This window comes from Candidatus Kuenenia sp. (genome assembly GCF_027493735.1).
Taxonomy (GTDB): Bacteria; Planctomycetota; Brocadiia; order Brocadiales; family Brocadiaceae; genus Kuenenia; species Kuenenia stuttgartiensis_A.
Map to the genome: position 1 here is coordinate 93,446 of NZ_JAOSKF010000001.1, position 23,149 is coordinate 116,594.

Sequence of the window (23,149 nt, forward strand, 5' to 3'; positions counted from 1 at the left end):
CCTCTCCCTATCCACATCTTTAAGGCGCTTCCTTAAATGGTCCACCATCTGTAAACATTTACATTGTGATATAGGGGAGCACAAAGAGACGTATGCAATGTATCCAGAGAGATGTTATTTTCCCGGGAAACAGATACTGATAACACCAAAAAGAGAGAAATGTATGCGTGTACGATGCAAGGATTATACCAGAAGAGATTTTCTCAAGGGAACGGCAGGAACATTTGCCATGAGCACTTTTCCTACCATTTTTACCAGTTACGGAGGACTTCAGCAAAAAAAACACTCCGTATACATTAAAAAATATACCTCTTACGACAAAAACGACTTTCAACAGCTTAAAAACTGTATTGGGGAAATGGTTGCAAGCCTGTATCAGATTAATCCCTTTTTTTCGTATGGGGATAAAATATCCCTTAAAATAAATCTTGTTGCAACCAAAGATTGTCTCGACCTGCCTGCTGGCGATACGTACGTTACAAATCCGCTGGTGGTGAAGGCGCTTGGAGAGGTATTGCTTGATCTTGGCGCTGGTTCATTATTTATCGTTGAAGGCTCCACACATCCATCAAATACAATGGAGGCATTCACGGCGCTTGGATATGACGTAATTGCCTCTCAACTCGAAGCAACATTGATTGATCTGAATAAGGCAGACCCTTATCCTGATTTCACTCATGTAGACATTGAAAGAGGGCTTATTTACAACTCTATCGCGGTGAACAATCATATTGCCGAAACAGATTGCCTTATCACCGTATCAAAATTAAAAGTCCACAGCTCGGCAGGAGTTACCCTGTCTTTGAAAAACATGATTGGTCTGTTGCCCATTCAAAAATATGGAACAAATGGAAATGGCGCACGCATGCAGTACGTACACTCTCCCGACCAAAGAACTCAAATCCCTTATAATATAGTGGATATTGCAAGGGCTTTTCCGATTGATTTTGCGTTTATAGACGGCATATCTGCCATCGATAAGGGCGAGGGTCCGTGGGTAAAAAACATCTCTTACGCAACTCCAGGGGTATTGGTAGCAGGCGATAATGCAGTTGCAGTGGATAGTATAGGAACCGCAATAATGGGGTTTTCACCGGAAACGGCTTACCCCTATCCTCCATTTGTGAATTGCTACAACCACATACAACTCGCAAGCAGTTACGGCCTTGGCTCTAATAATTTAAATGACATTGCCGTTTTGGGAGAAAAGGTAAAAGATGTAATGTATCCTTATACCCCTCCGGAGCAACAGGAAACTACTACAAAATCCTATCATTAAGCCGGAACCAAACAAGCAAGAAATAAAAAATCCGAAGTTCGAAGTACGAAATTCGAAACAAATTCCAAATTCCAAAATTCCAATTAAAAAACCGGGTTTTGAACATTTCCCCAGCTCGTTCCCGAACTCCTGGTTCACAAATGTATTTGAATACCCTCACCGTTTAACCCTGACAGGGTTCCAAACCCTGTCAGGGTTGTTTCCTTTATATACTGGTGAAGCATATATACAATCGCGGCTATATCTCTGAAACAAAAATATAACCGTAGTGTTTGTTTACATTTTCTCTACCTTAACGGCACACACCTTATACTCCGGTGTAAGCGCAAGCATATCTTCTCCAGGCCCAGTTAACACATTCGTCGGTGTTTCAGGATAATGGAAGGATAGAAAGACGCTTCCCAAACGGGATTTTTCCGTTACCTCCGTCTTCACTTCCAGCGAACCACGCCTCGAAGATACTCTGACCTTCTCGCCTGATTTTATATCCAGTTTCGCCGCATCCGCCGGATGTATTTCCATAAACTCCTCAGAGTTTATGGCGCATATCTCCGGATTCCTCAAGGACATCGATCCATTATTATACTGATACAGCCGCCGACCGGTTGTCAGCAACAACGGATACTCTTCGTCCGGCAATTCTTCTGAAGGGGTATACATCAGGTCGTTAAACATCCCCCGCCCCCTTTTAAAGGTGTCTTTATGCAGTATCGGCGTTCCGGGATGATTCATGTCCCACACAGGCCACACTAACCCGTCTCCCTCCAGACGCTTGTAATTAATACCCGCCATATCAGGCGTCAGCTTCGCTATCTCATCCATAATCTCACTCGGATGATTATAACTCATAGGGTATCCCATTGCCGTGGCGATTGAACAAATAATATCCCAGTCCGATTTCGTTCCCTCCGGCAACGGTATAGCCTTATGTAGCCTCCGTACTCTTCTCTCCGCATTGGTAAACGTACCATCCTTCTCAAAGTAACAACTCGTTGGCAATACCACATGCGCAAGTTTCGCCGTCTCTGTCATGAATAGCTCCTGCACTACCAGAAATTCAAGCTTGCTTATTGATGCCCTTACCTTGTTTATATCCGCCTGTGATATCGCCGGGTCATAGCCTATTATATACATCGCCTTCAAATCCCCGGATTCTATCGCACGGTACATCTGCGGCTCTTTCAAACCGGGCTTCTCCGGAAGCTTCTTTACCTTCCATGCTTCAGCATGCTTACGGTTGGCTTCCGGATCGTCCACCCTCTGGTAACATGCATATACGTCCGGCAATGCACCCATATCACACGACCCCTGTACGTTGTTCTGCCCACGCAGAGGGTTTATACCCGTATTCGGACGCCCAACATTCCCGGTTATTAGCGCCAGATTCGCCAAAGACATTACCCCGTGTGAACCCGCCTTGTGCTCCGTCATCCCTAACCCGTAAATGATCATACCCTTGTTCGTACCCGCATACATCCTTGCGGCTTTTATTATGTCTTCCTTCGGGACCCCGGTAATCGCCTCCGTCTCTTCAGGGGTATATTTGCTTACTACCTGCTTCAGCATTTCAAAGTTCTCGGTACGCCTTTCTATGAAGTCGTCATTCTGCAATCCCTCTTTTATGATTACGTGAAGGAGTCCGTTTATGAGCGCCACATTTGTCCCTGCCCTTAACTGAAGGTGTATATCCGCATATTTGACCAGTTCTATTTTTCTGGGATCTATTACGATGAGTTTCGCTCCGTTCTGCCTCACCGCCTTTTTTATTTTTAACGCGGCTACCGGGTGGGCTTCCGTCGTGTTGGAACCGCTCACGATGAGCACTTCAGCGCCTTCAATATCGGCCAGTGAGTTTGTTGCCGCTCCGCTCCCAAGCGCAGCCCTCAGCCCCGTTACCGAAGGCGCATGACATACACGTGCACAATTGTCCATATTATTGGTGCCCATTACCACACGTGTAAATTTCTGGGCAAGAAAGTTTTCCTCGTTTGTACCCCTCGATGAACTCAGACACCCGAACGAATCCGGGCCGTACTTTTTCTTTATCTCCGAAAATCTCTTCGCCACAAGGCCGATTGCCTCTTCCCAGCTTGCTTCCCGAAACGGTTCGTTTATGTTATCACGCACAAGCGGCGTTTTTAAACGATCCTTGCTTGAATAAAATTCAAATCCATACCGCCCCTTAACACAGAGGCTCCCATAATTGGGCGCAGAGTTTATATCCGCCGTTACTTGTAATATTTCATTGTTTTTTATATGGAGCACCAGACTGCAACCCACCCCGCAGTAAGAACATACCGTCCTCACTTTTCTGGTCTCCCATGAACGCGCCTTCTTCATTACCGGCTTGTCCATTAACGCCCCCACCGGACAGACGGATACACAATGACCGCAGAACACACAACCCCCGTCCTGCATCGATTTCTCAAAGGCGGTTGATACCCTTGTCTTTATCCCACGATCCGAAAACGTCCACACATGCTGCCCCTGCACTTCATCGCATATCCTGACACATTTGCCGCACATTATGCACTTGTTCATGTCACGGTAAATGGCAGGATTAGACTCGTCAGGCGCAGGCACGGGATTCTGCTTCACAAACCGCGATGTCTTTACGTCATACTCATACATCAGGTTCTGCAGGCTACACTCCCCCGCCTTGTCGCAGGTAAGGCAATCATTGGGATGATTCGACCAGAGCAATTCCAGATTCAGCCGCCGGGAACGCAGCACCGCTTCGCTCCGGGTTGACACCTTCATGCCCTCCGATACAGGCGTCGCACACGAAGCCGCCAAATTGTCCTTCCCTTCCACTTCCACCACACATATCCTGCACGCCCCCGATGGCTTCAACCGCGGATCATGGCATAGTGTCGGTATCCGTATCCCAACCCGACGTGCTGCTTCCAGTATCGTCTGCGAAGGGTCTGCCTCCACACGCTTCCCGTCTATTATTACTGTCGTCATGTCTCCTCCTGCATTTTATAACTATCTCACATATAATTTGTAAAAAAATAGGTTTAGCATTAATGTACAAAAAGTCTAAATCGCCTGCAAAATTACGCGTTAAAATTTATTATGCCACACATTTAAAAAAGCATAAAGGTTTAATTATACAAAAATGAACCTTTTTATTTCAATTTTAAAAACATTAAACAAATTAAAAAGGTTTGTTTTAGATAAGAGAGGTATTTATAATTCATCTTGAAATCCCTTAATATTAAATTATTTCCAAATAGTCATCATGTTGCATTGGCAGCACCCGGAAACGATGAAAATGGTTTTATAACCATCTCGTGTTGTAGTATCTGTACTTAAACTATTTTTCGTAGTCTTACTTTCGAGTCGGAAATGTCCGGCATTTCTGTTTCTGTACCGGTTCAAATGTATAGGGTCATCCAAAAAGGTATCAGCTTGTCATTGTGAGGGTCTTTTCCGAAGCAATCAGTATACTAAGAGATATTTCGTGACGTAAGAAACGCCATATCGCGGGAGAAGCAAATTAAGGGTGGCTCAAGGGCTAAAAAAAATAGAATTAATTAATGGAATGATGCAGGATGGAAGGATCTCTATGACGGTTTATGAGATTGCTTCGGAAAAAGCCCTCGCAATGACAGATGATGCCCTTGCAATGACAAACGGATGTGTTAGCAATGACAAACGGATGCCCTTGTTATGACAAAATAAGTCACTAGTCATCATGTTTCATTTGCAACACCCGGAAACGATGAAAATAGGCTTATAACCATATCGTGTTGTAGTATCTGTACTTAAACTATTTTTTGTAGTCTTATTTTCGAGCCGGTATCCTGAAAATAAATATGGAGACATGCCATTAAACACATTCATGACTTAGATTATTACAATTCATCTGAAGGGAATACGCACAAGCATACCTATAGACTTCACGAGCGAAAAAAGCTTATCATGGCAAGCGCTATCACGGGAGTCATATTTATTGTTGAAGTAATTGGCGGGATTATCACAAACAGCCTTGCCTTACTTAGTGATGCAGGCCATATGCTCACCCACCTCTTTGCTTTATTGATTAGCCTGTTTGCCATAATGTTTGCATCAAAACCGCCTACGCAAAGAAAGACCTACGGTTTTTACCGGTTAGAAATACTGGCAGCATTGCTTAACGGCATCATACTCCTCCTCATCACCGTTTGGATATTTTACGAAGCATACCATCGGTTTGTAACCCCGGAAGCGATATCTAGCGGCATGATGTTTTTCCTGGCTATTATAGGCCTGCTTGCAAATATAAGCTGTGTTTATATTCTTAAGTCAGGCGAACATGGGCACAGTCTGAATGTCAAATCGGCTTTTTTGCATATGCTTGGAGATACCATTTCCTCCGTTGGCGTAATAATCGGCGCAGTTATTATTTATTATACAAACTGGTATATTATCGATCCCATCATTAGTATAATGCTATGCATCCTCATCCTGATATGGTCATACAAATTAATAATGGAATCAGTTGATATTTTGCTTGAAGCAACGCCAAAGGATATTAATGTCGGGGAGGTAATTTCACAATTAGAGCAAATCACGGGCGTTGACGGAGCGCATGATATTCATATTTGGACAATTACTTCCGGCATGTATGCAATGAGCGTGCATATAGACACGAAGGATATGCCGATCAGCAAAACTGCCGCAATTTCAAGGGAAATTAACCGTGTTTTAGTTGAGAAATTCAGGATAGGACATACTGTGATACAGTATGGATGCGAATGCAACAATAACAATGGTGAAAGTAGTAAACATCTATACAACAAAGAACATGCGCATGAACAAGACCATACCCACGCACATGATAACAAATAAATATTTACGCATTTTGTAACGATTTAGTTGCAGACCAGCGTGTCTAAGGTAGTACGTTATCAGTAATTTCTGTGCATTTGACCGTAGACTGTAGACTGTAGACTGTAGACTGTAGACTGTAGACTGTAGACTGTTTTTTGCGCTTGTTTGGTTCTGTCTATGCCAGCTTAGGTACTTTTTAAAACAACCCGTGCCGGGCTTCCATCGCCGTCCTTTATTTTTAATGGCAATGCAATTAATTCATACCTTCCACGCTCAACATTTGATAAATCCAGGCCTTCGAGAATAATGACGTCGTTTCGCAAAAGAGTGTGATGTGTTTCTGCCAGTTGGCTTTCAAATTTTTCTACTGAAAGATAATCGACTCCAACAAGTCTTATTCCCTTGTCTACTAAGTACTGCGCCGCATCTTTTGTTAAGTAAACAAAATCTTTTTTAAAGGTGGAAAATTTCCAGTATGATGAGTTGACTGTTTTAAAAAGAACCCTTTTTACATTGTCAAATCGCAATTGCTTTATATCACTTACGTCGATATTTTCTTTGTTTTTAAACTCAAATACCGTTGCTTCGCCTATCAGATTTTCAAGGGCAAGCTGGTCAATTGTCCTGCCGTTTTCCAGAAAATGGCTGGGAGCGTCAATATGAGTGCCGCAATGCGAACCTATTTTTAATTCAGAAAGATTACAAAAATCTCCCCGGGAAATCAGGCTTGTTCCAGTAATCGATACCGCAGGGTCGGATGGCCAGGTAATCATGGCATTTGATATGGGTACGGTTACATCATAAAAAGTCATTTTTCTCCCCTTATATAATCCCCGCAAGTATGGGAGAAGCATTTGCTATGAATTGCCCCCGAACTGGCAAATGCTTTTCTCCTATTCTTTTATTAAACACTATAAACAATACCGCCATTTTCAAATATGAAGAAATTATGCGAAACAAATCAAGGGGATATTTTTATAGCGGGTTGGAAGGGTACTAAAGAAACACACGATGTGAAGCCAATAGCCAAAGACACCATTATTTGCTGGCAAGATAGCCTCAACAATTAATGCGAAGCAAGAGTTGCGGCAAATCTTAGCATTTCATTGGTATGAATGTCTGATGTAAGGAAATAGGTAGTGTCATTTTCAATCCAAATAACTGTATTAAATCCACGCCGGTTAGTGATGTAAAAGTCTCTGGGACCAAAACTAATACGTTCCAGTTTTGCTATTGGGAAATGCATGTTGCGGATAATTTGAAGTGATAGTTTATTCCCCTCGTGGTTAAATACAATACACGGACTGCTTGTGCCATAATGATTTACAGGCATGTCATTTACAATGCGTACCTGCTCTATATTCAACGGATTTAATGACTTGCGTATCTGGGTATTAATGTTTTGGCTTAAATATCTGCTGGCGTTCCCAACAACAGATGTTCTTTCATTAAAGACTAAATTCTCATTCAGCACTTTAACATGATTGGTAACTGCGTCATCGACAATAGAAACCGAGCCTGCCTGTCGATTGTTCGCCAGATAAAATATTCCGCCTGCAATCATTAATAATAGAGAAGCCGCTATCGCAAGAGTATGGGGTGAAAATAGTATTTTTAATCGTTTTCGTTCGTGGGAGGGGGCTGTGCGAGAAACCGATTCATGGTCAATGGAGTCAAGATTTGCTATGATTCTGCTGCGTAAATGGCGCGGGGCGGTTACGTTTTTACAATGAGCTTTTATCAATAAACGGGTTTGTTTTTCAAATTCATATCGTTGATTACAAAGAATGCATTGTTCTAAATGCTTTTGCAGTTTGGGATAAAGACCGGTCTCCAACTCACCGTCCATAAATTCATAGAGATATTTATTAACATCGATACAAGACATCATTTCTCCCTCTTAACAAAGCCTCTTTCTTTCGCATAGTTCCACAAATTTTTTCTCAGCAAACTTCTTGCGCGATTAATCCTTGATTTTACTGTTCCGATGGGAACATTTATAATTTCTGCGATATCTTTATACGTTAATTCTTCAATATCAGAATATATTATTGCCTCGCGATATTCGATGGGCAAACTATCTATTGCGTTCTTTATATCATCTCCCAGTATATCATCAAGGCTCTCTACCTTGCTTTTCAATGTATCAATTGATTCCTTTGTGTCTGGTTCATTATTGTTTGATACATAAGAGCTTACTAATTCAATATCTTCGTAAAACACTTCACCTGGGGAACTGATAGTCTTTCTGTATTTATTTATAAATGTATTCCTTAGGATTTTAAAAAGCCATGCTTTAACATTTGTCCCCTTTTGGAATGTGTTAAAAAACCGATATGCCTTCAAGTATGTTTCCTGAACAAGATCTTCCGCATCTTCTTTGTTCATTGACATACGCACTGCCATATTATAAAGGGAATCTACGTGCGGCATTGTGAGTTCTTCGAATTCTTTTCTTGTGTCGTTTCCCTTCATTTTTTCTCAATGCATCCTTACAAACAGTTAAGTACTGGATAATGTTCCCGACGAAGTGAGTATTCTGCAATTTTTAATTCAAATTTTAAGAAAATATGCGACCGGTAAAAAAGGTGGTTCTTTGATAATGCCAAGTGGGAAGGTTTATTTGTAACTTCTCAATAAGCAGAGGGAAACAACCCTCTTTATTAATGAAAATACTGTAACAGTCGGCAATCTACAGTCGGCAAATTGCAGATTGTAGATTGCCGACTGTGGACTGTGGACTGTGGAAGGTAGAAATTATTATAAAAACCTCAACTTATTGAGAAGTCACGTCTATTTTTGTTGTTTCAGTTGTATTGATAGGCATAAAGGCTCCACCGCAATGCCGTGTGAGTTTTTTTTAAATGACCCGTATTTTACGGTGGTATTCCCAATGATAGCTTTGTATTTTTCTCACTGGAGACTATATACGCCACTAACAAAGACGGGATCCCAAATTATTGTTATAGGTCTTAAAAATTATACCTCTATCCACGTACATGGCAGAGCCCTTAAAAGTAAATTCATGTTAGCAATAAATATATTTTCTGGCAAGCGAAAAAAAGTTTTACAAATAATAGTTTTTTTAAAATGGAATACTTTTGTCTGAAAACAATCAGGGGGTTTTTGTTTTCGGATGTTCATTTGATTCTCTTGACAGAAATGTTGCTTAAGTTTAATATTGCATGCATGAAATTCGGAGCCAGTTATTTTGCTAACAGAATAGTACGTCATGTAAAAACAGACATGGAAAAGATGGCAGACGATGGGTGTACCTTCGTTGTTCACACCATGAGCGAACACGACGTCACGTACCATTCCGGAAACATGTCAGATATCGTCAAAGCAAGCCATGACGCCGGACTTGAGGTATTCCTCGATCCATGGGGCATAGGCCGTGTTTTTGGCGGAGAGTCTTTTTCCGCTTTTGTAAAGGTATACCCGCATTGCAGACAAAAGCTGAACTTCGCGGAAGGCGATATGATGATATACAAGGCCTGCTTGAACGTAAAAACTTTCAGGGATTACATGACAAATTGGATTGAATTGGCGGCAAAAACAGGCACAGACGGGGTTTTTTGGGATGAACCACACCTTTTCTTCGGGGAATTTACCCACCTTTTCGGGGGCAGAAAAAAGGACGTATGGGGCTGTGTATGCAACACGTGCCGCGACCTGTTCAAACAGAAATACGGCTATGAAATGCCACTGGAATTTACTGGTGAGGTAAAGGCATTTCGCCAATCCACTATTGTTGATTTTCTGGAATACCTGGCAAACACTGCTTCTCAAAAGGGACTCAGGAATTCCGTGTGTCTGTTCCCGACGACAGACCCACGATACGGCATATATGAATGGGAAAAGGTTGCGATGATTAAAAGTATGGATATATTCGGCAGCGATCCTTACTGGTATGCCTATAAAAAAGAGGTTACGGAATTTGTAAGAGAGATTTCATCAGCGGTTCTCTCTCTATCATTAAAACATAAAAAAGAACCACAAATATGGATACAGGGATATAGAGTTCCTGCCAACAGGGAAGAAGAAATAATGACGGCGGTTGACGTTGCATACAATACCGGGATTCATAATATCGCCACATGGAGTTTTGAAGGCACAGATTGCATGACTTACGTGCGGTCTGACCGTCCTGAGATCGTTTGGCAAAATGTACGCAACGCCTATTTAAAATACAGAAAGAAACACCCCTAAACTGGCATAGACAGAACTAAACAAGCACGAAACACGAAAGGGAAACCACAGATTGCACAGACTTCGTCGTAAGCTCAGTCGAACGATTACACCGATTAAAAAAAAAATAGTAGGAGCACGGAGTACCACGTCCCTGCAAAAGGACGAATAACTAATAACCAATGACCAATGACCAATGACCAAAAATTATGCATAACCGGATAGAAACAATCGCCCAACAATCGTTACAGAACAATGAGATCAGCCATGAAGACGCCATTTATCTATCGCAGGCAGGAAACGACGAAGTGTATGATCTTTTTTATTGGGCAAACAGAATTCGCCTGAAATATTTCGGGCAAACAGTAAAGGCATGCTCTATTGTAAGTGCCAAACAGGGAACGTGTACAGAAGACTGTGCCTTTTGTTCCCAGTCTTCATATTATCCCACGGCAATTGAAAAATATAATCTCATTGAAGAAAATAAGATAGTCGATGCCGCATTGTACGCGGAAAATACCGGTGCCCACTCGCTTGGCATCGTTACCAGCGGATATAGTATTGACAATGAAAATGAATTGGACCGTGTGTGCCGCGCAATAAGTACCATCTCCCGCGATGCACACATACATCCACACGGCTCGTTCGGCGTATTAACAAGAGAAATGGCGGATGCTCTGGCAAAGAGCGGTTTAAAGAGAATAAATCACAATTTGGAAACCTCCGAACGATTTTTCCGCAACATTTGCACTACCCATACCTACGCTGACCGTTTAAACACAATATACGCATCAAAACAAGCCGGACTCGAAATTTGCTGTGGTGCAATATTTGGCATTGGCGAAGAAACGGAGGATCGTATTCATCTTGCATTTACTTTGAAAAAATTAGACGTCGATTCCGTGCCACTCAATTTTCTACATCCCATCCCAGGCACCCCTATGGGAAACCGCTCAGTTCTGACTCCTATGGAAATATTAAAAATTATCTCTCTCTTCCGGTTTATTTTGCCTGATAAAGAAATCAAAATCGCCGGCGGCAGGGAAAAGAATCTGAGAAGCCTGCAATCATGGATGTTTTACGCCGGGGCAAACAGCACAATGATTGGAAATTATTTAACGACAAAAGGGAAACCAGGAGAGGAAGACCTGCAAATGATAAAAGACCTGGGGTTAGAATTAGAAAGAACTTCTAATGACGAAATGATTTGAAATTCAAAACAAGCCTCATGGTGTTTTCAGGTTTGCAAACCTGAAAACACCTGAAAATCTGTGTAATCGTTCGACTTAGCTCACGACGAAGTCTGTGTAATCTGCGGTTCCCCTTTCGTAATTTTGCGTGTGTATTGAGGACTTAGGATTTCACAATAATCGGATAGCACCTCTAAATATTTTGCCAAAAAAAGTGTTACCGGAAAACGAAAAGGTGTTTATGTTATGACTATGGAATTTATTTCCGGCATATTAGATGAATTAAAAGACCGCTCCCTACTGCGTGATTACATAACGATTGAAAGCGCTCAGGAGCCAACTGTACAGATAAATGAAAAACCCTATCTCTCTTTCTGCTCAAATAATTATCTGGGACTTGCCAACCATCCCATAGTAAAGCAGGCAGCCATAGAGGCTATACGCCAGTATGGCTGTGGAACCGGCGCATCACGGCTGGTATCCGGCACTATGTCCCTGCACACAGAACTGGAAAAGAACATTGCCCAACTCAAAAAAACAGAGGCCGCATTGCTTTTCCCCACGGGCTATATGGCGAATCTTGGTGCAATATGTACACTTGTCTCGAAAGAAGACATCGTTATCGGCGATAAGCTGAACCATGCAAGTATTATTGACGGATGCCTATATTCCGGCGCAACGTTCCGTGTTTATCCACACAAAGATATAAATAAACTGGAGTCATTGCTGCAGAGGTCTTCATCATACCGCAGAAAACTGGTAGTAACAGACAGTGTATTCAGTATGGATGGCGATACTGCCCCCTTAGTGGAAATCGCCAGCGTCGCAAAAAAGTACGACGCGCTGCTCATGGTGGATGACGCCCATGCTACCGGGGTATTCGGGGAAAACGGCAGAGGATTGATTGAACATTACGGACTGGAAGGACAGGTGGAAATCATCATGGGATCATTAAGCAAGGCTGTTGGCAGTGTTGGCGGATTTATTGCCGGCAGTCAGCAGCTCATTGATTTCTTAAAAAACAAGGCACGGCATTTTATTTATACCACCGCCCTGCCACCGGCCGTATGCGCAGCGTCACTGGCCGGACTGGGCCTAATCCGGAAAGATTTATCCCTAATGAATAACTTGTGGGAAAATATCCGTTATCTCAACGCCCGTTTGTCTCATTTTACCCCTGCCATTACCAGCGAAAGCCCTATCTTCCCCTTTGTTGCCGGGTCAGCCAAAGACGCACTGTCTCTTTCACTGAAACTATTTAAAAACGGCATACTAATTCCCGCAATCAGGCCTCCAACCGTTCCCGAGGGAACCTGCCGTTTGCGTGTCTCCCTTATGGCAAATCACGAGAAACACCATCTTGACAGATTAATTGAAGTATTGTGTAACATTGGATTTTTGAATGAACATTCGCCACGATAAGGAGTGACTCTTCCATGCACAGGCCTACATGGGCGGAGATTGACCTTTCCGCCCTGAGACATAATCTGCAGGAAATAAGAAGACGCATCGGGGCAAACATAAAAATCCTTGGCGTTGTAAAGGCAAATGCATACGGTCACGGTGATTACGAAATTGGTGCGCTATTGGTAAAAAATGGCGTTGAAATGCTCGGCATCGCCATTCTCGAAGAAGGCGTCCACCTTAGGGAAAAAGGAATCACTTCTCCGTTACTCCTCTTTGGCGGTTTCTTTGAAGAACAAATTGATGCGATTATTCACTACAACCTCACGCCAACCGTTTACGATCTGACACTTGCCGAAAAACTTGCACATCATGCACATTCTGCCGGAAAAACCGTTAATGTCCACGTTTATATCGATACGGGAATGGGCGGCACGGGAGTGAGACATGACGTCGCTTTTGAATGTATAAAACATCTGACCGGAATGAACGGCCTCGTTATCGAAGGGATTTACACACACTGTTCTTCTGCGGACGATAATGATTCCACTAACACGGAACGGCAAATAAGAAATTTCAAGGACATTATTGCGAAACTTGATACGGCTGGTATAATAATTCCGCTGAAGCATATGGCAAATACCGGATCAATACTGCGTTACAATGACTCGTATTTTACCATGGCAAGGCCTGGCCTTTCACTCTACGGTTTACACGTATCAGATAAAGAATCGCGCAACCTGTCTGTTAAACCTGTTATGAGTTTAAAAACAAGGATTATACATATCAAAACAATGGAACCGGGAGAGACTTTGGGCTATGGCGGATCATATAAAATCACCCGGACTACCCGTGTAGCGACGCTGCCTTTAGGTTACGATGATGGATACAACCGGTTATTATCAAATCAGGGAAGGGTCATTGTGCGGGGAAATAAGGTTCCTGTTATCGGAAGAATTTGTATGGATCAATGTTTTATTGACGTAACCACGATAAAAAACGTATCGGTGGGAGACGAAGTCGTGATCTATGGCAGACAGGGAAAAGAAACTATTTCAATAGAATCTGTTGCAGAGCAGCGAAAAACCATTCCCTATGAAATAACCTGTAATGTGAGTTACCGGGTACCAAGGATATATATTGACGAGAATGGTTAGATCGGAATTTCCCCTTCTTTTCCCATTAATATTCGATACTCCAATCAGGGTCATACCTTGCGTGACAGCTTGGGCATATCAGGATAATCCCGGTTTTCTTCTTTTCTCTCCTTATAAATGACATATGAAAACCATCCTCGTATCCACACTGAGGACAACGGTGCAATTCTTCTTCTATCCTGATGGGAATCGGTTCTTTCTTCATATCAACAATAATGCTCCATTTTTACCGCACCTTATTTCATTTCAAACAATGTAACTGCATACGTAATTTTAGTGCCGTCGCGGTCTATGTTAACGGTACACGAATCCCCAAACTGCTTTGTTTGAAGGTAGTGTACCAATTCAGCGACAGTATTCATCGCCTTGCCGTCAACCGCCAAGATAACATCGCCTGCCATAAGTCCTGCCTTCTCCGCAGGACTGCCTTCACTTAATTTTTGTATAATTAATTTCTTATCATCCCTGTTTTGTATATGTACGCCAAGATATATTCTCTTTGTTTGTGATGTTGTAGTTGCTACAACCCAGATAAAATCCGCCGGCTCCAGGGGGATTGAAGAGATAAACATGTGATGGTCCCCGCCCGGCATCCCGCCGTTAAACACGGTAGGGTAGATAGTATAATACGGCAATAAAGTGCGCCTGAACACCCTGGCCGGTATGCCAAAATCGTAGATTATGTGGCCGTTCCCCACAAAAACCAACATTTTTTTACCCTTACCTTCCCATGAGGATAAATAGTCCACAATTGATTGCGCCATATACTCTTCCCAAAGGCACTGCACATTATTATATTTTTCCAGATTTTCCTTCCCGTGCATATGGCCGCCGATAACTTCCTGCAAATAAATACGGTGGAAAAAACCTGTTGTATCTATTTCTGGGAGTTGTGCTTTTTCTTCCTCCGTTAAAGATTCAAGCCCCTTTTCGCTCACCATTTTAACCACTTCTTTTGGCGCATTTAACGCACGTACGCTGATCTTTTTTTCCCTTGCGAAGTCCAATATATCTTTATACAAGTAATAGTCAAATCCCCATTGTTTATCCCAGTCTGTATATTCCAGAAATTTCTTCTCGTCAATCTCTCCGGCAACCCATTGGTCCAAAAAAGGTTGATACTGTCTTGTAAACATTTCCATGCCTATAGCAAGATTTTCTCCGTATTTTTCATAACACGCCTGCAATACCTTTAACTGCGCCCTATGAGTAGCATCGACGGCATGTATTTCCCCCACGTAGATGATGCCGGCGGAATCAAAGAATTTTAATACATCAGTAAAATTCATTATTATCCCTGTCGGCACGTGAACAATATCCTCAACCTCCACTTTTTGCGGAAAATGTTTTAATCTCGTCACCTTTTCTTCCTCAGAAAAAGCATTTAGAGTTAACGTTAAGATACAAAAAAAAAGGATACACGCTGTTTTCCCGAAATTTTTCATCAACAAGTGTTTTAAAAGACTTTTTACTACTCTAAAAAAACCGAACCCTATTGGTGTTAATTTCGGAAGCCTGAAATTGTTCACCTTTGCGGCAGACAATGATTCACCATGAATTTCTATTCTGTTCAAATCTTGCTCTCCTATGTTATGCAATTTTGCTGTTTGTAAAATAGGCGACTGTGAGGGAGATACTCCAATAACCTCTGCAATAACGCGGTCAATGGCAATGCAATCCTTTCCACCAATTAACAGTGACACATTTCTGGGAACCCCGCCCGAAGGTCCCCGCTCTTCCATAGCCATAACAGCGTCCACAATAGTAAATGATGGTTTTACCCTATGATAGTTTGCCAATAACATTTCCGTATACCATCTGATGTCGTTATTTGACCGGAAATGCCTCCATACCTTTCTTTTGCCACTGACACAACCATACATATTTTTAACTGCGGCGGTAAATAACAATTGTACATGCGCCTTAAGTTTTGGAATATTTATAATAGCATCAACATCTAACGCCTTTCCGGAAACCGTTAAGTTAAAGGTCTTTGTCCCGCATTGCGCTTTTACCCTGCGTGCGTTATCAAGCTCGACAATGTCGATTCCATGTTTTTCCGCAAATGTATCAAGCTTCAGACGTCTGACAATCTTTGACACTGCCCCAAAAGCAGGACTGTCTCCAATTATTGGCGTTGCTCCAAATTCTAATAGTTTTTCCGCTATTCCCTCGATAACAAGCGGGTGGGTGACCGTACAATCGCCATAGTTACTTTCTTTCAAAAAGTTCGGTTTCAGGAGCACTTTTGCCCCTTTATTTATTACATTGCCAAGGCCGCCAAAAAAGTCAAACGTTTGCGCAAGAGCAATAGAAATCTTTTCCTTGTCATAGACCTCGCATCGAACAACTGAAACCTTTGTTATCTTTAACATGAAATAAAGATTAGATAGTTTATGGGGACATTTTTACCGGTTACCATGCGGCTATTTACGGAAGGATAGGTAATAAAATACCTCATAAATTAAGAACTCTCAATAGGTTGAGGTAAACACCGCCCCTGCTCCCTTTATTAATGTGGAATACTGTACAGTCGGCAAATTGCAGATTATGGACGGTGGAAGGTAGAAATTATTATAAAAAACACAACTTATTGAGAAGTTACATAAATTACTCTTATTGTGATGAATTATCCTATACTATACTCAAGGGGTTCACAAAATGTGATTTAAGAAATGCTATAACTATTTATGTCAACAAAAGTTGAATCTAATTTTAGAAATCCCTATTTGTGAGCTCTTACAGTATAATTCCCTATGGATTTCCCATGTAGTTTATTATTTTTTTGCTTGCAATAGTATATTATTTTATCGCTATTCTCAGGGTATTCAAGTCATTCTTCTTTTTATTCCTTTTGATAGTTTTTTGAGTAACTATTCAACGTAATATATTAAATTGCAGAAACACGACTCGTTACCAAAAACCCCTGTTTGGGAATGCCTGCATTTGCGTTGCGCTCAGACAGCTTGATGGGTAGCACTGATAATCTTGTTTGTCAGTAAAATTGCTTCAACTCATAACAACACGGACAAACAGAGTTTGTCCGTGCCACCTATTACGATGAATTTTATTGTTCTTCTTTCGAGAACCTTATTTGTTGTAACACTTTAGTTTTTTGAAACCGTAGGGGCGAAGCATTTGCATGTTTGGGCATGAACGCATGTATGCCAGTTATTGCAAATGCTTCGCCCCTATATCGTGCGGCAAGACAATGTTATTATTGGAATTTTTCAAAAAATTAAAATGTTAGTATTTGTTTGACCATATTTATGGACAAGTTCCTAGGCGAAAACGTCAACATTTTTACCAACACCATCAGGATTAGTTGCTCCCTTATCTGTCCGCACACTTTCAGAATCCCCAATAAGCTTTAAAATTGTAGCGCCTTCCGTTTTCATTGACTCCATGGCTTGTTTTGCCATAACCACGTTATTCGACATGCTTTGCGCAAGATTTGTCAACGTATTATCCATAATAATCTCCTTTTCACCTCCTAAGTGATATCAAATTTTGACCAAACTATCTTATCGGCAGCAGCTTTTATTACTAATCAACCCTTTTTAATAGTCTGCAACATTCCCAAAAGGAAAAGCCTCCCAACCTCTCTTTCAAGAGGTTGGGAAAGGTTTTTTCCTTTCTCTACGATACCTCTAACCGAATAAAATCTTTGATTAACCATTCAAATTTAATCTCAATCCTACGATTGTTCATTAGCGTCGATTTTTCCCTTTTCCCTTGTCCTTGCCTTTATCGCCATCATCATCGTCTTCGTCTTCATCGTCGTTGTCATCGTTTTTTCCCTTCTTACTTCCCTTCACCTTAACGGTATCGCTTCCCTCGAATTTTGTACCATCTGATAATTCCCCTGTAATGGTAAATTCAACACTTTGTGATTCACTTGTTTTTAAATCTAAACCAACTTCTAAATCACTTATATTAAACTTGACCTTAAGTTTATTCTTTTTTTCATCACAATCAATTGCAACAGCACCTTCACACACTACTGTTTCACATACTATATCTTCGATATTATGCGTGGAAGGTAGTTTTATATTGGCAATAAACTTACCGTTACTATTAAGATTTATCGTCTTTGACTGGAAGCTCACATATGCCTCTATTACAGAAGGCGTCTCGACTGGTGTTGATGTGGGAGTTGCAGAAGGTTCTGTTGGCGTTGCCGCAGGCGTGGCAAATGACGTTGGTGTAGGCGTTATTTCGGCATCAGTAATCAAACCTCCCGGAACCAGCAATTCAACATCATCCCCGGATATCTCTGCCGAAACTTCCAAAACAGAGGTTGAGTATGGCGCAACAGTTGCGGTAGGCGTCACAACGGGCGAGGTGGTTGCAATTGGAGATGCCGTTGCAACAGGAGTTGGAGAACCTGCCGGCAAAGGAGAAGCAACGGCAATGGGAGAAGGCGTTGGGGTTCCTGTAGGGGAAGCCTTTTCGTTAATAACGACGCTTACAATCTCCACTTTATCGCCTGATTGAAGAACAAGGTCCATATCCTCCAACGCAATTCCCTCTTCAATCTCAAATGGAAATTCATATGGCTTTGCGATATCGTTCACTTCTGTTTCAATTACCAAGGCACATGTTTTATTGGCATACAGTAGTGTATCAAGATGTATTAAATTGGATATTGATAATTTTACTTTTCCATTTTTGTTTATTTCAACACTTGCATCTAATTTGTCTCCATCAAAAGCGCTTGAATCACTGACGGTAAGGCTGGTTTTATAAAGGGTATCCGCTCCAGCCCCCTCCACTACAAACGACAAATAAATACCTGTAAATACAATCGTCCATACACTTAAAACTAATTTCCTTTTCATCATTTTACTCCTTTCCAAAAAAAATTTCTCTAACAAAAACAACAATTTTATACCCATTGTAAAATAAAAAAACCCAAGACAATATGCCACATATGCCTTGGGTTTTGGGTTATCTTAAAAGCCTATTGAAATCTTGAACCTAATCAATAAAGCATCACATTTTATAAAAGGGATTCAACCGTAAGTTTATAGCTAAACCTTTTACAAACAAAATACTTACCGGCTCAGCGCCTGATCAATAAACAGCTTTTACACCATTATAGGTGGCAACCTGGCATTCTTTCCAAAAAATAAGACCCATGGCTTTGCGTCCCAACCTCACGATTGGTTTGCCTTTGTATGCACACTTTTACCAAAATACATTAATTAGTCAAGAAAATTATCGCGGTTTGGCAAAAAAAATATTTTAAAATATTTGTAACTCTTTAGTCTTTTTAAAAAGACTTTAACTTTTATGTTTACAACACACATTCCGACACCGAGGGAGGATGTGTGCAGTAAGCATAGCAACAGTTCAGCCGGTTTGAAATGTATGTGGAATACAACTTGGTTAAGAAATATTTACGGTCTCACTCGAAACCACTGGCTGGCTAATAGTACCGGTTTGATCTCTGTAACCACAAAAAAGTCACACTGCTTAACTCCTTATTGTAAACCTCTATCATCCCCCTTTTCTCATGAATGCTCAATCTGTGTAGATTTTTTTTAAGCCATTCGTTCTCCACCTTCAATTTCCTTATTTGCCGATACAACTCATCTATTACTTTCTCCTTCTCTCCGACTAACTTCGCCTCCTTCTCCTGAAATATCCCACCTAATCCTTCTATCGCTCGTTTACGCCATTTTGCTATTTGCGTCCTATGCATTTCGTACTGTGATGACAACTCTGCTAGCGTTTTTTCATCCCTGATCGCTTCTAATGCCACTTTTGCCATAAATTCTGTATTAGAACTCTTTCTCATTTTTCAGACCTCCATTGTTATTATATCCTACCCAAAATGCATCTTAACTACTGGTCTGAAAATGCCAGTCAATTATAGTTCGCAAAGATATCTGCAGCGGTTGATGAACTCTTAACGAAAACAATACGGCGCAATGGCAACCAGCTTGTTGAAAACCAAACAGCGTTTACTCCCCATAGCCTTGATTGAAATGTTATGCACTTGTTTTATTAAATGAGTGGACTTTATTTTCAATTCTGTTTTTTCCGCTCGCTTTTATTGTGTACATGAGATTATCAGCTTCTTTTATTAATTCATTCAATTTGCAAGATTCGGAGCATGTGACAAGGCCTATGCTAAAAGTCACCGGCCAATTATTTTCATGCACCATATCTAAAAGAGCATGTCGTAATTTATTTAAAGCTGTAATAGCACTTTGAGCATTTGTTTCTGGCATTAGAAGTGCAAATTCATCACCTCCGAGTCTCGATACTGTATCAATTGATCGAATGTTTTCTTTTATTGTGCCAGCAACTACTTGCAAGAGTTTATCACCGGCACTGTGACCAAGGGTATCATTTACCTGCTTAAAATTATCGATATCAATATAAGCAAGTGACAATGGGTGAATAAATCTTGCAATTCGTTCTATTTCTTTTGTAGCTATTTCATAAAAAAAACGCCTATTAGCCACTCCCGTTAAAAAATCGTTTCGCGCCATAGATTTTTCCTTATTTAACAGATTTCTGACTTTGTCAATGGAGGAGGTAACAATTAAGAAGAACCCTAACCGCATAATCGAGTTCCAGACAGGAATTATATAATGCGAATATGCATGACCAGAATTGATGTCTGCCAGATACCATGTTATTGCACTGAAAACAGAGATTACGACTCCATATCTTCGCTTGGCGAACCACGTTGCCATTAGCACAGGCAACAGATAAAAAATTGAAAACGATATCTCGGAACCTGAGGCATAGTCTATAATGCCAAGAAAAACAACCAATAAAGAGCTGCTTGCTGCGATTATTATTTTAGGCATTCTATCCATATATTTCAACAGTAGTTTCATCTTATGGCTCACCTAATTGGCAGTTTGTTTTTTGCATAACAATGACGTAAAAAGAGAAGTAGAGTGTCGGGAGGTGAAGGGTATTATAAGTTTTTTTTATACACTTCACATATTGATTTAATAGTAAAGAATCCAACCGCAGGTAATTCAGGAGACACCATACATAATTCCTGCGCTAAACTGTCCACTTTGCGCATGGATTTAGCCCAGGAATTAAAGTCCCCCTCTTTTCCGTAAAAAGTTGTAGCACGAAGCGATTGCTTCGTGAGTTATTTAATAGAAGCGATACGCTTTAAAGTCCCAATAATGCGTCAACCTTATTGCATAGCTGTTTTACTTCATTAGCAGATTTTTGTAAAGCAACGGACTCTTTTTCGTTGAGCTTGATTTCAAAAATATCTTCAACCCCATTGGATCCAAGTATTACCGGCACACCAACAAAAAGATTATTTATTCCATATTCTCCTTCACACAAAGCGGTGCATGGCGCTATCTTTCGTTTGTCTTTTAAAACAGCCTCAACCATTTCCACAACGGCTGCCGAAGGGGCGTAAAACGCGCTACCGGTTTTCAGCAAATTAACAATTTCCGCGCCGCCATTTCTCGTTCGCTCAACAATTTCATTCAATCGTTCCTGTGGAATTAATTCTTCAACAGGAACGCCGGCAATAGTGGTATACCGGGTGGAGGGCACCATAGTATCCCCATGCCCTCCAAGGACAAATGCATGGATATTTTCAACGGACACACCAAGCTCCATTGAAATAAAAGCGCTAAAACGCGCAGCATCAAGAATGCCTGCCATTCCGATAATGCGACGCCTGGGAAATTTGCTGATTTTGTAAGCCACATATGTCATGGCATCCAGTGGGTTAGACACTATGATAAGAATGGCATTCGGCGAGGTCTTTGCTATGTTTTCAGTAACTCCTTTTACGATACCCGTATTTATTTGTAGCAGGTCATCCCTGCTCATTCCTGGTTTTCTCGACACACCAGAGGTGATAACTACTATATCCGAATCCTTTGTTTCTTCATACCCGTTCGCACCGGTGATTTTCGTATTATATCCATAAACAGGACCTGCCTCCAGGATGTCCAAGGCCTTTCCTTGCGGCATATCCTGCACTATGTCTAAAAGTACCAAGTCTCCGAGTTCCTTTTCTGCAAGGCGTTGTGACAATGTGGCTCCGACATTCCCTGCGCCAATAATGGTTATTTTTTTTCTGGCCATAAATATACTCCATTGATTTTCATGGTGTGTGAATAAGTGTAATTACGAATCCCGCATTTCGTGTTTGTTTGATTTCGGCTGTGCCGGCTTAGATGAAATCCGAAATACGAAACACGAAATACGAGACAATTTCTAATGACAAAATAATTTGAAATTCTAAACAAGTACACCTTTCGTATCCCGCATTTCGTGCTTCATATTATTGTAAGTTTTGGATTTGTTTTGAATTTTATGCTTTGTTATTCGGATTTGTTTCGTATTTCGTACTTCGAATTTCGTATTTTTTATATATTGCTTGTTTGATTCCGGCTGTGCCAGCCTAAGGGACAGGTTGACTATAATGCCTCTGGGCTAAACACCAGAAAATACTGGTAAGGAAGGAGTAGGTCATATTTCTTTTGTAATGTAAACCCCGCCTGTTTTAATTCGTTGATAACCAATTCTTCCGGCAAGCGGATATTGATCGGTGGGCCAATGGGACTCTCTTTGCTAAATTCTATAATTGCTAGCCGGCCTTCGGGTTTCAGTGATGCTTTCACTTTCTTCATGAAATCGACAGGATGCGCTATTTCATGGTATATGCTTAGCAAGATTGCCGTGTCAATACTATTTGCAGGCAATAAGGGGTCGTCCATGCCGCCCAGCACGAGACGAACTGTTTTTTCATCTTCCGCATTTAATCTGTTTTTAATGTAATCAAGCATTTCTTGTTGTATATCGACGGCATAAACAGTCCCGGTTGGTCCGGTACGTTTTAAGAGTCTCATAACAAGGTATCCGGAACCGGCTCCAATGTCAGCAACAACGCTCCCTTTTTTGATTTCCAGCGCATCCAGCAGTAATTCCGGTTTTTGCCAGACATCACGTTCCGGATTCTCAAGCAGCGGGATTTTTGCAGGACTGAACAGTTTGCCGGGACGCTCAAGTTGTATGGTATATTGGGCGTGCATTTCACGGCAAAAAAACACTATTCCCAAAATAGCAATGAGAGAGAGTAGTTTGGTTCTTTTTTCACACAT

At 41.3% G+C, this 23,149-nt stretch carries 19 protein-coding genes, 1 other RNA gene and 1 riboswitch; of the genes, 7 read left to right on the forward strand and 13 right to left on the reverse strand.

Annotated elements, in window-relative coordinates; translation table 11 throughout:
- Positions 1-97: 97 nt before the first annotated feature.
- On the forward strand, positions 98-1,279 hold the full coding sequence (locus tag M5U24_RS00480; RefSeq protein WP_099326397.1) for a DUF362 domain-containing protein: 1,182 nt from the start codon (positions 98-100) through the stop codon (positions 1,277-1,279).
- 276 nt (positions 1,280-1,555) lie between these two features.
- Here M5U24_RS00480 and fdhF read toward each other — a convergent pair whose 3' ends face one another.
- Positions 1,556-4,246: a formate dehydrogenase subunit alpha gene (fdhF, locus tag M5U24_RS00485; RefSeq protein WP_298201292.1), complete on the reverse strand. Its 2,691-nt coding sequence runs from the start codon at positions 4,244-4,246 to the stop codon at positions 1,556-1,558.
- Between the two features lie 541 nt (positions 4,247-4,787).
- Here fdhF and M5U24_RS00490 point away from each other — a divergent pair.
- Positions 4,788-4,958 (forward strand): hypothetical protein, encoded by a 171-nt coding sequence (locus M5U24_RS00490; protein ID WP_164995306.1) that lies wholly within the window; start codon positions 4,788-4,790, stop codon positions 4,956-4,958.
- Between the two features lie 164 nt (positions 4,959-5,122).
- Positions 5,123-6,115, forward strand: a complete 993-nt coding sequence (locus tag M5U24_RS00495) for a cation diffusion facilitator family transporter (RefSeq protein WP_261341110.1) — start codon at positions 5,123-5,125, stop codon at positions 6,113-6,115.
- A gap of 167 nt (positions 6,116-6,282) precedes the next feature.
- Here M5U24_RS00495 and M5U24_RS00500 read toward each other — a convergent pair whose 3' ends face one another.
- From M5U24_RS00500 to ssrS, 4 genes are all read right to left on the reverse strand, one after another.
- Positions 6,283-6,909: a cyclase family protein gene (locus M5U24_RS00500; protein WP_157820688.1), complete on the reverse strand. Its 627-nt coding sequence runs from the start codon at positions 6,907-6,909 to the stop codon at positions 6,283-6,285.
- A gap of 254 nt (positions 6,910-7,163) precedes the next feature.
- Positions 7,164-7,988 (reverse strand): mycothiol system anti-sigma-R factor, encoded by an 825-nt coding sequence (rsrA, locus tag M5U24_RS00505; protein ID WP_099326393.1) that lies wholly within the window; start codon positions 7,986-7,988, stop codon positions 7,164-7,166.
- Complete coding sequence (locus tag M5U24_RS00510) at positions 7,985-8,572, reverse strand: sigma-70 family RNA polymerase sigma factor (protein ID WP_099326392.1); 588 nt, start codon at positions 8,570-8,572, stop codon at positions 7,985-7,987. Before M5U24_RS00510 ends, rsrA begins: the two co-directional genes overlap by 4 nt.
- Positions 8,573-8,924: 352 nt before the next feature.
- Positions 8,925-9,109, reverse strand: a non-coding RNA gene (gene ssrS, locus M5U24_RS00515) — 6S RNA.
- Positions 9,110-9,286: 177 nt separating this feature from the next.
- Between ssrS and M5U24_RS00520 the strand changes: the two genes are divergently transcribed.
- From M5U24_RS00520 to alr, 4 genes are all read left to right on the forward strand, one after another.
- Complete coding sequence (locus M5U24_RS00520) at positions 9,287-10,309, forward strand: hypothetical protein (RefSeq protein WP_157820687.1); 1,023 nt, start codon at positions 9,287-9,289, stop codon at positions 10,307-10,309.
- Between the two features lie 188 nt (positions 10,310-10,497).
- The gene (gene bioB, locus M5U24_RS00525) at positions 10,498-11,499 is read left to right on the forward strand and encodes a biotin synthase BioB (RefSeq protein ID WP_099326390.1); all 1,002 of its coding nucleotides are present in this window, start codon (positions 10,498-10,500) and stop codon (positions 11,497-11,499) included.
- A 225-nt stretch (positions 11,500-11,724) separates the two neighbouring features.
- The gene (bioF, locus tag M5U24_RS00530) at positions 11,725-12,900 is read left to right on the forward strand and encodes an 8-amino-7-oxononanoate synthase (RefSeq protein ID WP_099326389.1); all 1,176 of its coding nucleotides are present in this window, start codon (positions 11,725-11,727) and stop codon (positions 12,898-12,900) included.
- A 14-nt stretch (positions 12,901-12,914) separates the two neighbouring features.
- Positions 12,915-14,039 (forward strand): alanine racemase, encoded by a 1,125-nt coding sequence (gene alr, locus M5U24_RS00535; protein ID WP_164995308.1) that lies wholly within the window; start codon positions 12,915-12,917, stop codon positions 14,037-14,039.
- A 25-nt stretch (positions 14,040-14,064) separates the two neighbouring features.
- On the opposite strand, the gene M5U24_RS00540 is transcribed toward alr, so the two are convergent.
- The 8 genes from M5U24_RS00540 to M5U24_RS00575 form a co-directional block, all read right to left on the reverse strand.
- On the reverse strand, positions 14,065-14,244 hold the full coding sequence (locus M5U24_RS00540) for a hypothetical protein (protein ID WP_099326387.1): 180 nt from the start codon (positions 14,242-14,244) through the stop codon (positions 14,065-14,067).
- A 31-nt stretch (positions 14,245-14,275) separates the two neighbouring features.
- Positions 14,276-16,414 carry a ChaN family lipoprotein gene (locus M5U24_RS00545; RefSeq protein WP_164995309.1) on the reverse strand — a complete coding sequence of 713 codons (2,139 nt, stop codon included), beginning with the start codon at positions 16,412-16,414 and terminating at the stop codon, positions 14,276-14,278.
- 906 nt (positions 16,415-17,320) lie between these two features.
- Positions 17,321-17,512 carry a hypothetical protein gene (locus M5U24_RS00550; RefSeq protein ID WP_099326385.1) on the reverse strand — a complete coding sequence of 64 codons (192 nt, stop codon included), beginning with the start codon at positions 17,510-17,512 and terminating at the stop codon, positions 17,321-17,323.
- A gap of 237 nt (positions 17,513-17,749) precedes the next feature.
- Positions 17,750-18,883, reverse strand: coding sequence for a hypothetical protein (locus M5U24_RS00555; RefSeq protein WP_157820686.1), 1,134 nt, complete (start codon positions 18,881-18,883; stop codon positions 17,750-17,752).
- Positions 18,884-19,142: 259 nt separating this feature from the next.
- A riboswitch (cyclic di-GMP riboswitch) is annotated at positions 19,143-19,224 on the reverse strand.
- 246 nt (positions 19,225-19,470) lie between these two features.
- Positions 19,471-19,842, reverse strand: a complete 372-nt coding sequence (locus M5U24_RS00560; protein WP_099326383.1) for a hypothetical protein — start codon at positions 19,840-19,842, stop codon at positions 19,471-19,473.
- A gap of 193 nt (positions 19,843-20,035) precedes the next feature.
- Entirely contained in the window at positions 20,036-20,866 is an 831-nt protein-coding gene (locus M5U24_RS00565; protein ID WP_157820685.1) for a GGDEF domain-containing protein, read from the reverse strand.
- 322 nt (positions 20,867-21,188) lie between these two features.
- Entirely contained in the window at positions 21,189-22,130 is a 942-nt protein-coding gene (gene mdh / locus M5U24_RS00570) for a malate dehydrogenase (protein ID WP_099326381.1), read from the reverse strand.
- A 335-nt stretch (positions 22,131-22,465) separates the two neighbouring features.
- Complete coding sequence (locus M5U24_RS00575; RefSeq protein ID WP_099326380.1) at positions 22,466-23,149, reverse strand: class I SAM-dependent methyltransferase; 684 nt, start codon at positions 23,147-23,149, stop codon at positions 22,466-22,468.

Coding starts and splice junctions, on each gene's coding strand:
- M5U24_RS00545 (WP_164995309.1), bottom strand. CDS start 16,414: ATGTTAAAGATAACAAAGGTTTCAGTTGTTCGATGCGAGGTCTATGAC.
- bioB (WP_099326390.1), top strand. CDS start 10,498: ATGCATAACCGGATAGAAACAATCGCCCAACAATCGTTACAGAACAAT.
- mdh (WP_099326381.1), bottom strand. CDS start 22,130: ATGGCCAGAAAAAAAATAACCATTATTGGCGCAGGGAATGTCGGAGCC.
- M5U24_RS00575 (WP_099326380.1), bottom strand. CDS start 23,149: ATGTGTGAAAAAAGAACCAAACTACTCTCTCTCATTGCTATTTTGGGA.
- M5U24_RS00560 (WP_099326383.1), bottom strand. CDS start 19,842: ATGAGAAAGAGTTCTAATACAGAATTTATGGCAAAAGTGGCATTAGAA.
- bioF (WP_099326389.1), top strand. CDS start 11,725: ATGACTATGGAATTTATTTCCGGCATATTAGATGAATTAAAAGACCGC.
- M5U24_RS00565 (WP_157820685.1), bottom strand. CDS start 20,866: ATGCCTAAAATAATAATCGCAGCAAGCAGCTCTTTATTGGTTGTTTTT.
- M5U24_RS00540 (WP_099326387.1), bottom strand. CDS start 14,244: ATGAAGAAAGAACCGATTCCCATCAGGATAGAAGAAGAATTGCACCGT.
- M5U24_RS00500 (WP_157820688.1), bottom strand. CDS start 6,909: ATGACTTTTTATGATGTAACCGTACCCATATCAAATGCCATGATTACC.
- M5U24_RS00520 (WP_157820687.1), top strand. CDS start 9,287: ATGAAATTCGGAGCCAGTTATTTTGCTAACAGAATAGTACGTCATGTA.
- M5U24_RS00555 (WP_157820686.1), bottom strand. CDS start 18,883: ATGATGAAAAGGAAATTAGTTTTAAGTGTATGGACGATTGTATTTACA.
- fdhF (WP_298201292.1), bottom strand. CDS start 4,246: ATGACGACAGTAATAATAGACGGGAAGCGTGTGGAGGCAGACCCTTCG.
- M5U24_RS00480 (WP_099326397.1), top strand. CDS start 98: ATGTATCCAGAGAGATGTTATTTTCCCGGGAAACAGATACTGATAACA.
- alr (WP_164995308.1), top strand. CDS start 12,915: ATGCACAGGCCTACATGGGCGGAGATTGACCTTTCCGCCCTGAGACAT.
- M5U24_RS00510 (WP_099326392.1), bottom strand. CDS start 8,572: ATGAAGGGAAACGACACAAGAAAAGAATTCGAAGAACTCACAATGCCG.
- M5U24_RS00550 (WP_099326385.1), bottom strand. CDS start 17,512: ATGGATAATACGTTGACAAATCTTGCGCAAAGCATGTCGAATAACGTG.
- rsrA (WP_099326393.1), bottom strand. CDS start 7,988: ATGATGTCTTGTATCGATGTTAATAAATATCTCTATGAATTTATGGAC.